The following is a 14,082-nucleotide window of genomic DNA, read 5'->3' as shown; positions in this document are numbered from 1 at the left end:
GTATCATTAATTCACCCAATCGCGATGGCAGAAGGTTTACGTTTTGCGATTCGTGAAGGTGGTCGTACTGTTGGTGCAGGTGTTGTTGCTAAGGTTATTAAATAATTTATATTTAATAACTGTTGAAAGGGTATCATGCGATGCCCTTTCTTATCTGGTCTGTTTAGCAAAATGTTTTTATTTTAAAAAGAGCATTTTGGAAAATAGATATTATTATAAATAACATACTCATAGGTTTTATATGCAAGTAAGTAACGAAAGTCAAGCTACAAACTCGGTTCTAGATAAACTCAAATGGGGTTTAGTTTTAGTATTGATTGCAATTATTGTTTGGGGAAATTCCTATTTTGCTCAAGCAAATGATATATATCAACCTAATACAATCGTCCGCATTATTACGGTTAGTGTAATTTCACTTTTCACTTTATTTATTGCTCTTACAACCACTAAAGGTAAGTCATTTCTTGCATTTTTACAGGATTCAAGAAAAGAGTTAAGAAAGGTGGTATGGCCTTCTCGTAAAGACGCTACACAGACAACTATGCTCGTTGTGGCTGTTACAGTAGTCGTTGGTTTAGCCCTTTGGGGAATGGATACTTTATTCCGTTGGGTCGTCTTTTATTTAACATCAATAGGACGTTAATATGAGTGAAATACAACAAAAACGATGGTATGTTATTCAAGCTTATTCTGGCTATGAAGCACGTGTTGCACAATCACTACGTGAATATATCAAGTTACATAATATGGAAGATTCTTTTGGTGAAGTGCTTGTGCCTACCGAAGAAGTTGTTGAAATGAAAAGTGGTCAACGTCGTAAAAGTGAGCGTAAATTCTTTCCCGGTTATGTTTTAGTTGAAATGATGATGAATGATGCAACTTGGCACTTAGTTAAAAGTGTACCAAGAACCATGGGATTTATTGGCGGTACTTCTGACAGACCAGCCCCAATAAGCCAACGTGAAGTTGATGCTATTATGAATCGTTTACAACAAGTTGGTGATAAACCTCGTCCTAAAACGTTATTTGAGCCAGGCGAATTGGTACGTGTTAATGATGGTCCATTTGCAGACTTTAATGGTGTGGTTGAAGAAGTCGATTATGAAAAAAGTCGCCTGAAAGTTTCAGTTTCAATTTTTGGACGTTCAACACCTGTTGAGCTTGATTTTAGTCAAGTTGAAAAAAGTTAATTTTAATTGAATAAGTTTAGTTCAATTAAGAATAAAAAAATCACAGCAAAGGCTGTGATTTTTTTTGCACAAAATAAATAGTTAAAATACGATTAACAACCTGAAACTTATTGCGATTGAATTAAGACTCATGCTCTTAATATTTTGTGTGCTTCTCTTTTTGTATCTTAAATACAAAGTTAGTTTAATTGAAAATCTTCAAGTTGTTGTTGTAAATCTAACCAGTTCATTTCAGTGTCTTCTTGTTCGCTTTTAATTTTACTTTGTTTAAGTAGTAATTCGGTCAACGCTGTTTTTTTATCGTTTTCATAAATAGCAGGATCTGCTAGTAACTGTTCAATATTTTGTAATTGCTCAGTTAATAGCTCAAGTTTTTGCTCCATTTTTTGTAGCTCTTTTTTAATGGGTTGCATTTGTGCTCTTAATTCTGCTTCACGGCGTTTTTGTTCTTTGCGATCGGTGGCGGAAACATTTTGAATGCTATCATTTTTACTGGCTATGTTAACGGTATCTGGTTTATTTTCTGCTTTTTGTTCTTCGGCAAGCCATTTTTGGTAATCATCAAGATCGCCATTAAATGGTTCGACTTTGTGATCATGCACTAAATAAAATTCATCCGTTGTCGAGCGCAATAAATGGCGATCATGCGATACAACGACTAAAGCACCTTCAAAGCCTATAAGTGCTTCAGTTAATGCTTGACGCATATCTAAATCCAAATGGTTAGTGGGTTCATCAAGTAATAATAGATTCGGTTTTTGCCACACAATTAGCGCTAAAACCAATCGAGCTTTTTCACCGCCCGAAAATGTTTTAACTGGTTCATTCACTTTATCACCATGAAAATCAAAACCACCCAGATAGTTACGCAATTCCTGTTCTGTTATTTTTAGATCAGCAAGCTGAGTTAAATGCCAAAGTGGTGATTCATCGGCACGTAAATATTCCAATTGATGTTGAGCAAAATAGCCTAATTGAACACCTTTAGCGAGATTAATATGCCCCTCTTTAGGTTGAAGTTCGCCCGCTAATAATTTTATTAAGGTTGATTTACCGGCACCATTACGACCCAGTAAGCCTATGCGTGACCCCGGAACAAGATTTAATTTAATTTTTTCAAGCACGATTTTATCATCGTAACCTGCCACAACTTTGTCCATCATCAGTAATGGACTTGGCAAAAATTCAGAAGGTTTAAAATTAAAATGAAAAGGATTGTCTACATGTGCAGGGGCAATGAGTTCCATTTTTTCTAGCATTTTTATTCTGCTTTGAGCTTGTTTGGCTTTGGTTGCTTTTGCTCTAAAGCGGTCTATGTAGCTTTGTAGGTGTGCGACTTTTTGTTGTTGGCTTTCATAAAGTGATTGTTGCTGTGCTAATTTAGTTGCACGTTGAACTTCAAATGATGAATAGTTACCGGTATATTCAAACAAACTTTTTTGTTCAATATGAATAATTTTATTAACTAACGGATCTAAAAAATCACGATCATGTGAGATTAAAATTAATGTACCTTGATAGTTACTCAGCCATTTTTCCAGCCAAATAACGGCATCTAAGTCAAGGTGATTGGTAGGTTCATCAAGAAGGAGTAGATCAGAACGACACATGAGTGCTTGAGCTAGATTTAAACGCATGCGCCAACCACCAGAATAAGATTTAACTGGTAATTGTAGTTGCTCGTTAGAAAATCCTAAACCATGTAATAATGTGGCGGCTCTTGCTCGTATTGTCCATGCGTCAATGTTATCCAGTTTTTCATGAATATTAGCTATTTGTTCACCATTATTGTCTTGGTTGGCGATAGCTAGCTTTTGTTCTAGCTGTCGATATTCACGATCACCATCAATAGCATATTCAATAGCGGGTATATCTAGCGCGGGAGTTTCTTGGTTAACCCAAGCTAATTGCCATTGTGATGGAAAACTTAAGCTGCCTGCATCCGTTTGAATTTCGCCTTTTATTAATGAGAAGAGAGTGGACTTTCCGCAACCATTTTTCCCAACTAACCCTACTTTTTGTTTAGGATTAATGGTAGCAGAGGCATTATCTAAAAGTAAATTAATGCCTAAGCGAACTTGAATGGAATCAAATACTATCATGATTTTGCTGTTTAATATGTAAAATAAATTGGGTTATGCTAACAAATATTGAAAATTATGCAAAATGAAAAAGTTTAATGGGTAAAGTGAAAGTTTCATTATTTTAAAATTTAACTTGTGGCAATAATTGGTTGAGCGTGCTATTGAATATTTCCAGACAGGGAAAAGGTTATCATTTAATCTAGTCACAAAAATAGGATGATAATTAATTTATAGCGGGGTTTAAATTGGAAAAGCGATTTTATCAAGCCCTCTATTTTAAGCAATAAAGGGCTTAATTATAAATATAAATTATTACTGTTTTTTAATTGCGGATAATGCTCGACGAATAATATATAAGCAAATACCCACAAAGACAGCTAAACCTAAATATTGTGGTAAGAAACCTAAATCAGCCTCTATTGCTAATGGAGCTTCACCTTTACCTTGCGTGATACTAATAACAATAACGATCGCTAATAAGACACCAACTAAGCTTTCACCAACTATTAATCCCGAAGAAATTAATGCCGCTTTACGATCCACTTTTTTAAATTGTTCTTCAGGATTTAAATTGTATTTTTGAGCTTTAGCGTAAGCATTACGTTTAATTATCCATGATAGCAATGTACCGACAAAAATTGGGGCAGTAATTGTTGGTGGTAAATAGATACCTAAACCGACAGCTAGTGCGGGTAAGCGAAATTTACATTTTGCTTTCGCCAAAAGAAGATCAATAATAATAATCACGGTTCCAACGACTAATCCAATTAGAATCATTGTCCAATCAAGTTTATGTGAAAAGATTCCTTTTGCAATGGTTGTCATCAGTGTTGCTTGAGGGGCAGCTAAAACTTGTGATTGATCCATATCTGGTCGTGGTAATGCCCCCGTGAAACCATACGCGTTATAAAGAATTTCTAAAATAGGAGCGATAACAATGGCACCAACAACACAACCTATTAGTAATGCAACTTGTTGTTTCCAAGGTGTTGCATTAACCAAGTAACCCGTTTTAAGATCTTGCAAGTTATCATTTGAGATACAAGCAACGGCTAATACTGCGCTGGTTGTGAATAGCGCTAAGGCTGTCGCAAAGTTTGTGCCTTCAGCCGTGGAAAGTATATTATTTGCTTCGCCTAATCCAAGTAAGATAAGTGATATCACGATAGCGGCAACAATTGCAATACCTGAAATAGGGCTAGCTGACGATCCGACTAATCCTGCCATATATCCGCAAGCAGCTGCAACAAGAAAGCCCATAATAAAAGCAAATAAAACAGCACAAATAACCAGTATCCATGCAACGCCCGTCGATAACCCACTATCTGAAATAAATGAGTAAAACGTAGCGACTAAAATAATAACCATACCTGCCATAATCAAAAAGATTGATTTAGGTGATAGATCACGTTCTGTCGGTGCAATATCATTTACAGATACATCTGAACGTAACGTTTTGAATGATGTTTTTAAACCTTCAATAACTGGTTTGATTAAGGTTAATAATGTCCAAATTGCCGCAATAGCAATCGTTCCTGCGCCAATAAAACGGATATCTTTAGCCCAAAGTCCCATTGCAATATTTGCCAGTGGTTGCGTTGTATCATAATCTGTCATTGCACTTAAAATTGGAATTCCAAATCCCCAGGCAATAATGGTTCCTATTAAAACGGCAATCCCAGATACAATTCCAATCAAGTAACCTGCACTAAGAAGTGCTAATGAGAACCCCATAGGTAATTGAAAAATCGATTTTCCACCGGTAAACCAGTATGAAGCGCTTTCAGATAAAACCCGAAAACCATTGGTCAATAAACTGACAGTAGAAGCGATAACGCCTCCCACTAAAATATCTTTCAATCCTTCGTTGGCAGAAGCATCATTACTGTCTGTTTTCGAGCCTGCTTTTAAAATCTCAGCGGCAGCAACACCTTCAGGGTAAGGTAATGTACTTTTGACTACCATCACATGACGCAATGGAATTGAGAATAGTACCCCAAGCATTCCCCCAGCGGCACAAATGGCAAAAGTTAACCAAAATGGAAAATCTTGCCAGTAACCAATCATCAATAATCCAGGTAGAACGAATATAATAGATGATAGCGTTCCGGCAGCAGAAGCTTGAGTTTGTACCATGTTATTTTCTAATATGGTTGATCCTGAAAATAGTCTTAAGATTGCCATTGAGATGACAGCGGCAGGAATAGCCGAAGAAAAGGTTAATCCGACTTTTAAACCAAGGTACACATTTGATGCAGTAAAAATAATTGTAATAAAAGCACCCAGTATTGTGCCTCGAAGTGTAAGTTCTCGTAAATTATTCATATATTATCGTAAAGTTAATTCAATATGCGGTTATTATATACTTAATTCAGCTTTATGGGCTAGAAGTTATGATAACTCAATTAATTTAATCTTTTTTGTGCGTGTTTCAGGATAAATAATAGACAATTATATTTACAATAGTATAAATTCACTATTGAAAATAAAAATAGTTTAAATTTATGATACACTGATTAGATTAATGTTCCGTTACGATTGGTGAGATAGATTGTGAACCCACTCAAGCGTTTACTTGCAATTACTAAACAATTACGTGACCCTATTGACGGTTGTGAATGGGATCGCATGCAGACTTTTGATTCATTAAAATCTTATACACTAGAAGAAACTTATGAAGTTCTTGATGCGATAGATAAACAGGATATGAATGAACTCAAAAAAGAATTGGGCGATTTATTGTTTCAAATTATTTTTTACGCCGATCTTGCCAGTGAACAAGGTCAGTTTGATTTTGAGGATATCTGTCAAGCTGTTGCTGATAAATTAGTTAGTCGTCATCCGCATATTTTTGATGATAAGACAACTGAAAAACCGAATTGGGAACAATTAAAACAAAAAGAGCGTGACGAGCGCGCACAATACTCATTGTTAGATGACATACCTAACGCCATTCCTGCTTTAATGAAAGCCGAAAAAATCCAAAAACGTTGTGCGTCGGTTGGGTTTGATTGGCAGGAGTTAACTCCAGTTTTAGATAAAGTTAAGGAAGAGCTCGACGAAGTAGAACATGAGCTTAATAAAACGGTACAAGATCAATCAAAAATCGAGGAAGAACTGGGGGATCTGTTTTTTGCGACCGTCAATTTAGCCAGACATCTAAAAGTTAAATCGGAGCTCTGTTTACAACGGGCAAATCATAAATTTGAACGTCGATTTAAACAAGTTGAAGCAATACTGAAACAAAATAATCGTCGTTTAACGGATGCAACACTTGAAGAAATGGAAGCCGCATGGCAACTTGTTAAACAATTGGAAATATCAACTAGCGAAGTAAATAAATATGACTGAAAAAAATGAATTATTTCAAGAAATCGAAGCATGGGCACAAAATGCCATTTTACATAGTCCAACGTGGAGTATCAATCAACTCGATTATTCCGAAAAAAGTATTTCTGTCGTTGAAATGATTATTGGTGAATTAGCTGAGAAAAATTTTAGTATTCCTGAAGAACAGCTTAATATGATTGCTCAAGAGTATGGTTGTTATTTATTATTGACAGCCCAAAAATTATACGGCGGTGAGTTTTATTGGAATGAAGAACTTGAACAACCGATGTTAATTAGTTGTGAACCACAAGCTGCTATCGTGTTATTAACTTGGAATAAAGTCAAAGGGCGCCTTTTAGGGGATGAAGCAGATCATCTTGCCTTTTTCTTAGAAGGGTTTGCTGAGGCGACTAAAAATCCTGAAAATGGTTCTCAGGTTGTCTATTTATAGCCAAGTAATCTAATAATCAAAGGTTATTAGCTGATACAAATTCATGGTATCAGCTAATGGTAATTTAATGCCAATTATCAAAGTAAATATTCATTGGCAATTTCAATCCGATAAATAACGATATTTAGGTTGTAATCAATAAACGTTATGGTTTAGACAGATCAATAAATATTGAGTAGTAAACCTTACTCCCGCTCAGTAGGGTATGGGCATAAGGTTAACTTAGTCAATCGCTTTATACTTCTAAATAATCTAAAATCCCTTCTGCCGCTTTGCGACCTTCGCTAATGGCAGTCACCACTAAATCCGATCCTCTTACTGCATCACCACCAGCAAAGATTTTTGGATGGCTGGTTTGGTAGCCTTTAATTTCTGGGGCAACAATACGACCTTGAGTATCAAAATTGACACCATGTTCTGCTAACCAAGGCATGGCATGAGGTCTAAAACCAAATGCCATAATAACAGCATCGGCAGGAAGTATGAATTCAGATCCTTCGATAATCACTGGCGAACGGCGACCATTTGCATCGGGTTGACCGAGTTCTGTTCTAACCATTTTGACACCAGTAACTTGACCTGTATTGTTAATTTCAATACTGAGGGGTTGCACATTAAATTGGAATTGTGCACCTTCTTCTTTCGCATTTTTTACTTCTCGTTTAGAGCCGGGCATATTGGCTTCATCTCGACGATAAGCACAGGTGACTTCAATTGCACCTTGACGTATAGACGTCCGTACACAGTCCATTGCAGTATCACCACCGCCTAAAACCACAACACGCTTATTTTTCATGTCAATGTAAGGCGTATCATCGCTTTGATTATGCTTCATAATATGTTTGGTATTGGCAATTAAAAATGGAAGGGCATCATAAACACCATCCGCATCTTCATTCATTAGACCGGCTCGCATTGATTGATAAGTACCGGTTCCAACAAAAATAGCATCAAATTCATTGAGTAAGTCCGTTAATTGTACCGTTTTCCCCACTTCGGTATTCAGCCGAAATTCAATACCCATGTCGGTAAAGATACGTCGACGATTAATCAACACTTCTTTATCTAATTTAAAGGCAGGAATACCAAAGGTTAATAGTCCACCTATTTCAGGATGGCGGTCAAAAACAACGGGCGTCACACCATTGCGGACTAGCACATCGGCACAAGCAAGTCCTGCAGGCCCTGCACCAATGATTGCAACTTTCAACCCTGTTTTTTCAACATTAGACAAGTTAGGCTTCCAACCCAGTTTAAAAGCTTCATCGGTAATATAACGTTCAATGTTACCAATAGTTACTGCACCGAACTCAGCATTTAAAGTACATGAGCCTTCACAAAGCCGATCTTGAGGGCAAACCCGACCACACACTTCTGGTAGACTGTTTGTTTGATGAGAAAGCTCAACCGCTTCTAAAATTTTGCCTTCATTCACCAGTTTTAGCCAATTAGGTATATAGTTATGAACAGGACAACGCCATTCACAATAAGGATTCCCACACGCTAAGCAGCGATCGGCTTGGGCTTGTGATTGTGAAGCCGAAAATCCCTCATAAATTTCAACAAACTCTATTTTTCGAATATTCAACGATTTTTTAGGTGGATCAACACGTTGTAAATCGATGAACTGATAAACATTTTGACTCATTTCCGTGTTCTCCTTATTGTGCTTGAACATGAAGTTCTGCTGATGATCGGCTTCGATGACCGAGCAGCGCTTTTACATCACTGGATTTAGGTTTAACTAATACAAATTGTTTAGCGAAATCTTCCCAGTTAGCTAAAATTTCTTCAGCACGTGAAGAGTGGGTTAGTTGAGCATGTTCCATGATTAAGCCTCGTAGATGCTCTTCATGAATCGAATAATCAGCAACGTTTAACATTTCAACAAGTTCTTGGTTGATCCGTTTATGGAAATCACCATCGGCATCTAAAATATAAGCAAATCCACCAGTCATGCCAGCACCAAAGTTAACACCAGTTTTACCTAAGACACAGACAATGCCACCTGTCATATATTCACAGCCGTTATCGCCGATACCTTCAACCACGCTAATTGCACCAGAGTTACGTACGGCAAAACGTTCACCAGCACGTCCTGCTGCAAACAATTTACCGCCTGTTGCACCATATAGACAGGTGTTACCGGCAATGGTTGCTTCATGACTTAAAAATGCCGAGCCTTGAGGTGGTCGAATGACGATGCGACCCCCTGCCATGCCTTTACCAACGTAGTCATTGGCATCACCTGTTAGGGTTAAATTTACGCCACCAGCATTCCAAACACCAAAGCTTTGCCCAGCAGTACCGGTGAAATTGAGTGAAATTGGATCGGCAACTAAACCTTGATCACCATATTTTTTGGCAATATAACCTGATAAGCTAGTTCCCACCGAACGATCAGTATTTTGAATATCAAAGTAGAAACTTTTACTTTGACGATTATCCACAAATTGTTGTGCTTGAGTAATAATTTCTTTATTCAATACACCTTTATCAAACGGTTTATTATCTTCAGTACAGTAGACGGGTTTGCCTTCTACTGGTGTCGCAGTTTCAAGTAATCCTGATAAATCCAGTTTTTGTTGTTTAGCCGTAATACCATCAAGCTCTAACAGTAAATCGGTACGTCCAATTAAATCAACAATTCGACTTACGCCAAGTTCTGCCATGACTTCCCTTGTGCTACGTGCAATAAAACGGAAATAGTTCATCGCTTTTTCGGGTAAACCATGATAATGGTCACTACGTAATTTTTCATCTTGTGTCGCAACTCCTGTGGCACAGTTATTTAAATGGCAAATACGTAGATATTTACAACCTAAAGCCACCATTGGCCCCGTACCAAAGCCGAAACTTTCTGCACCTAAAATTGCCGCTTTTACAATGTCTGTACCGGTTTTTAACCCACCGTCAACCTGTAAACGAATTTTGTGACGTAAACCATTAGCAACCAATGATTGTTGTGTTTCAACTAAACCCAGTTCCCATGGTGAGCCAGCATATTTGACTGACGTTAATGGGCTAGCACCGGTACCACCATCATATCCCGAAATCGTGATCAAATCGGCATAAGCTTTTGCGACCCCAGTTGCAATAGTTCCTACGCCAGGTTCGGACACTAATTTCACCGAAATCATTGCTTGAGGGTTAATCTGTTTTAGATCAAAGATCAACTGTGCCAAATCTTCGATTGAATAAATATCGTGATGCGGTGGTGGCGAGATTAATGTCACCCCCGGTACGGAAAAACGTAATTTAGCTATGTAAGGGGTTACTTTGTCACCTGGTAATTGACCGCCTTCACCCGGTTTTGCACCTTGCGCTACTTTGATCTGAATCACATCAGCACTCATTAAATAGCCCGGCGTTACACCAAATCGACCTGATGCGACTTGTTTTATGCGTGACACTTTTATACTGTTATACCGAGCAGGATCTTCACCTCCTTCGCCTGAATTAGAATAGCCACCTAATGTGTTCATTGCTTCAGCAAGCGATTGATGAGCTTCAGGACTTAATGCACCAATTGACATTGCCGCCGAATCAAAACGTTTGAATAGTGACTCTTCAGGTTCAACCTGATCTAACGAAATTGCTGCATTTTCAGGGGGATTAAGTTTTAATAAATCCCGTAATGTCGCTGGCGGGCGATTATTAACGATATCGGTATAAAGCTTATAATCTTCGTAACGCCCATTGTTAACCGCTTTTTGTAACGATTGAACTACATCGGGATTATAAGCGTGATATTCGCCGCCATGGACAAATTTGAGTAAACCACCTTGGTCTAATGGTTTACGGCGTAACCATGCTTGTTTCGATAAATTGAACTGATCTTGAGCAAAATCATCAAAATTTGCACCACTAATACGGCTAGTCACACCTTGGAAACAAAGTTCTACCACATCTTTATGCAGACCAACCGCTTCAAAAAGTTTTGAGCAGCGGTACGAGGCGACAGTGGATATCCCCATTTTAGACATGATTTTGTACAAGCCTTTATTAATACCATTGCGGTAGTTGATAATGGCTTCACGGTAAGACTTATTTATCGTGCCATTGTCGACCATTTGGGCTAGGGTTTCGTAAGCTAAATAAGGATAGATAGCCGTTGCACCAAAACCAAGGAGCACGGCAAATTGGTGTGGATCGCGACAGCTTGCGGTTTCAACAATAATATTGGCATCACAGCGTAAGTTTTTTTCAACTAGACGTTGCTGTACTGCACCTACAGCCATTGGGGCAGGAATCGGTAATCGATCGGCTGCGATATTTTTATCGGATAAAATGATTAATACGGTACCATTACGTACTTTGGCTTCGGCATCACCGCATAATTGTTCAATGGCATCACGCAAGCTACCATCGATTTCGTAAGTAATATCTAGTGTTTCTGATTGATAGTAACGTGATTCCAATGCAGTTAATTGTTGGAAATCAGAGTAAACCAAAACAGGGTATTTAAACGCGACTCGATGTGCTTGACCTTCGGCTTCAGCAAAGACATTCATCTCGCGACCAATGCTAGTTGATAGCGACATGACGTGAGCTTCACGTAATGGATCAATAGGTGGATTGGTTACCTGCGCAAATTTTTGACGAAAATAATCATAGATTAATCGAGGTTTACTTGATAAGACAGCAAATGGCGTATCATCGCCCATTGAACCTGTTGCTTCTTGCCCATTTTCACCTAAGACACGAATACATTGATCAATTTCTTCTGCACTATAACCAAACTGTTTTTGGTAAGTAGCTAGTAAAGTGTCATCGTAATCACGTGAGCCAATGTTCTCATCAGGTAGACTTTCAAAAGGGATAAGCTGTTTAACATTTTTTGCCATCCATTCTTTATAAGGATGACGTTTTTGTAAGTCATTGTCCGTTTCAGAAGATTGTAAGATACGGCCTTCTTCGGTATCGATTACTAATAACTCACCAGGCCCAACTCGTCCTTTGCTGACGACTTCGTCAGGTTGATAATCCCAAATACCAATTTCAGAAGCACAGGTAATGAGTTTATCGGTGGTAATAACATAACGAGCAGGACGTAAGCCATTTCGATCTAAATTACATGCGGCATAGCGACCGTCTGACATAACAATACCAGCAGGGCCATCCCACGGTTCCATATGCATCGAATTAAAGTCAAAGAAGGCACGAAGATCTTCATTCATATCGGGATTATTTTGCCATGCTGGTGGTACTAATAAGCGCATCGCCCTGACAATATCCATCCCACCGACAAGGAACAGTTCTAACATGTTATCCAGTGAACTGGAATCAGATCCTGTGACATTCACAAACGGAGCCGCATTTTGTAAATCAGGAATCAGTGGTGTTTTAAATTTGTAGGAACGGGCTTTTGCCCATTGACGATTGCCTTCAATGGTATTGATTTCACCATTATGCGCTAAATGTCTAAACGGTTGAGCAAGTGGCCAACGTGGAACGGTATTGGTTGAAAAACGTTGATGAAATAAACAAATCGCCGTTTCCATTCGAATATCGGCTAAATCTAAATAGAATCGAGGCAAATCTTTAGGCATACATAAGCCTTTGTAGATATTAACCTGATTCGAAAAGCTACAAACATAAAAGGTGTCGTCTTGTACGCGTTTTTCAATGCGACGGCGAACCATATATAAACGGCGTTCTAAATCAATTTTCGTCCATCCTGCTGGCGCATTGACAAAGACTTGTTCAATTTTAGGAAGTGAAGATAATGCAATTTCACCTAAAACACTTTTATCAATAGGCACTTCTCGCCAACCTAATATTGATAGCGTTTCGTCAGCTAATTCCTCTTCTACAATCTGACGGCTTGCTTGTGCTTCTTGCTCATCTTGGCTAAGAAACAGCATGCCTACCGCATAATTAGTTGCTAAACGCCAACCTGCGTCTTGCGCAACTAATCTAAAAAATCGATCTGGTTTTTGTAATAAAAGTCCACAGCCATCGCCGGTTTTACCGTCAGATAAGATTGCGCCTCGATGCTGCATTCTTGCTAATCCGTGGATAGCGGTGCGCACCACTTTATGACTTGGTTGCCCTTCAATATGAGCAATCAGACCAAATCCGCAGTTATCTTTTTCATGATGCTGGTTATATAACATATCATTGCCTCTAATTCATCGCTTTATAATTTGTGAAGGTATAGGCATTAATCCCATATTGGCTAAGAAATTAAAGAAAAATGCTATTTTGGTCAAATAAATATTACTTATAAGTCAATCTTTTAATAAGTTGTACTAAAGTTATTAATGAAGCTAATAATAGAACATTATCTTTTCATTTAACTATTAGCATAACTAAATGATTTAACATGATAAAAATTATTGGGCTTATAAAATTGTTAATGATAATATGCTAATGTAAATTTTAAATAGTGTGATAACAATTTAATTCATTAATCATTATGAAAGGAATGTTTAATTTAATGAAAATTTTTAAAATAGTGTTCATATTAATTGCAAGTATATTATTTGTTGGATGTTCTGCAAGAGTTGATTTAGCCGATCCAAAATTAGATCGTGAAGCTAAAAAATTTGCTGAACCAGATGCAAATTTTTCAGGTATTTATATTTATAGAGATAGTCTAACGGGTAAACCTAGCAAAAAGGCTATTTATATTGATGGGGAATATTTGGGTAAAACGGCTGACAGAACTTATTTTTATAAAATTGTTAAGCCTGGCTATCATACCATTGAAACAGAATCTGAATTTAGTAATAATTCGCTAGAGATTTATGCAGAGGGAGGCAGTAACTATTTTATCAGGCAATATATTAAAATGGGTGTTTTTGTTCCAGGAGCGGGTCTTCAAGAGGTTAATGAACTGTTAGCCAAGAAAAGTATAATAAAAAGTAAATTAATCAAAACAGAATAAAATTATTCTAACTTGATAAGCATTGTTCAAAATTACTATTTTTAATTTACTTAATTCCGTTGGTAAAAACTGACGGAATTGTCATATTTTCAAGTTCTAGTCTATTTACTTAATCCTGCTATAATTCCTTCTATT

Annotated in this window: 9 protein-coding genes and 1 pseudogene; 6 read left to right on the top strand and 4 right to left on the bottom strand. The window is 37.5% G+C overall.

Annotated features, from left to right (window positions below; all coding sequences use genetic code 11):
• From ACGH46_RS08960 to nusG, 3 genes and pseudogenes are all read left to right on the top strand, one after another.
• Positions 1-105: pseudogene (locus tag ACGH46_RS08960) on the top strand (elongation factor Tu); the annotation flags it as partial.
• A gap of 136 nt (positions 106-241) precedes the next feature.
• Positions 242-643, top strand: a complete 402-nt coding sequence (secE, locus tag ACGH46_RS08955; protein ID WP_065559723.1) for a preprotein translocase subunit SecE — start codon at positions 242-244, stop codon at positions 641-643.
• A gap of 1 nt (position 644) precedes the next feature.
• Entirely contained in the window at positions 645-1,190 is a 546-nt protein-coding gene (gene nusG, locus ACGH46_RS08950) for a transcription termination/antitermination protein NusG (protein WP_065559722.1), read from the top strand.
• A gap of 179 nt (positions 1,191-1,369) precedes the next feature.
• On the opposite strand, the gene ACGH46_RS08945 is transcribed toward nusG, so the two are convergent.
• Entirely contained in the window at positions 1,370-3,292 is a 1,923-nt protein-coding gene (locus tag ACGH46_RS08945) for an ABC transporter ATP-binding protein (RefSeq protein ID WP_411605346.1), read from the bottom strand.
• A 294-nt stretch (positions 3,293-3,586) separates the two neighbouring features.
• On the bottom strand, positions 3,587-5,599 hold the full coding sequence (locus tag ACGH46_RS08940) for an OPT family oligopeptide transporter (RefSeq protein WP_267360764.1): 2,013 nt from the start codon (positions 5,597-5,599) through the stop codon (positions 3,587-3,589).
• Positions 5,600-5,827: 228 nt separating this feature from the next.
• On the opposite strand from ACGH46_RS08940, the gene mazG reads away from it, so the two are divergent.
• Both mazG and ACGH46_RS08930 read left to right on the top strand, forming a co-directional pair.
• Complete coding sequence (gene mazG, locus ACGH46_RS08935) at positions 5,828-6,625, top strand: nucleoside triphosphate pyrophosphohydrolase (RefSeq protein ID WP_411605344.1); 798 nt, start codon at positions 5,828-5,830, stop codon at positions 6,623-6,625.
• Positions 6,618-7,055, top strand: coding sequence for a hypothetical protein (locus tag ACGH46_RS08930; protein WP_220215880.1), 438 nt, complete (start codon positions 6,618-6,620; stop codon positions 7,053-7,055). The genes mazG and ACGH46_RS08930 overlap by 8 nt, the downstream gene beginning before the upstream one ends.
• 235 nt (positions 7,056-7,290) lie before the next feature.
• On the opposite strand, the gene ACGH46_RS08925 is transcribed toward ACGH46_RS08930, so the two are convergent.
• Both ACGH46_RS08925 and gltB read right to left on the bottom strand, forming a co-directional pair.
• Positions 7,291-8,703 (bottom strand): FAD-dependent oxidoreductase, encoded by a 1,413-nt coding sequence (locus ACGH46_RS08925; protein ID WP_294827790.1) that lies wholly within the window; start codon positions 8,701-8,703, stop codon positions 7,291-7,293.
• A gap of 13 nt (positions 8,704-8,716) precedes the next feature.
• Positions 8,717-13,174, bottom strand: a complete 4,458-nt coding sequence (gltB, locus tag ACGH46_RS08920) for a glutamate synthase large subunit (protein WP_411605342.1) — start codon at positions 13,172-13,174, stop codon at positions 8,717-8,719.
• A 323-nt stretch (positions 13,175-13,497) separates the two neighbouring features.
• On the opposite strand from gltB, the gene ACGH46_RS08915 reads away from it, so the two are divergent.
• Positions 13,498-13,947 carry a DUF2846 domain-containing protein gene (locus ACGH46_RS08915; protein ID WP_411605340.1) on the top strand — a complete coding sequence of 150 codons (450 nt, stop codon included), beginning with the start codon at positions 13,498-13,500 and terminating at the stop codon, positions 13,945-13,947.
• Positions 13,948-14,082: the final 135 nt, after the last annotated feature.

This window comes from Gilliamella sp. CG22, assembly GCF_046635725.1.
Taxonomy (GTDB): domain Bacteria; phylum Pseudomonadota; class Gammaproteobacteria; order Enterobacterales; family Orbaceae; genus Gilliamella; species Gilliamella apicola_I.
The sequence above is the reverse complement of the archived record's forward strand: the minus strand, read 5'-3'. Positions and strand labels throughout refer to the sequence as shown.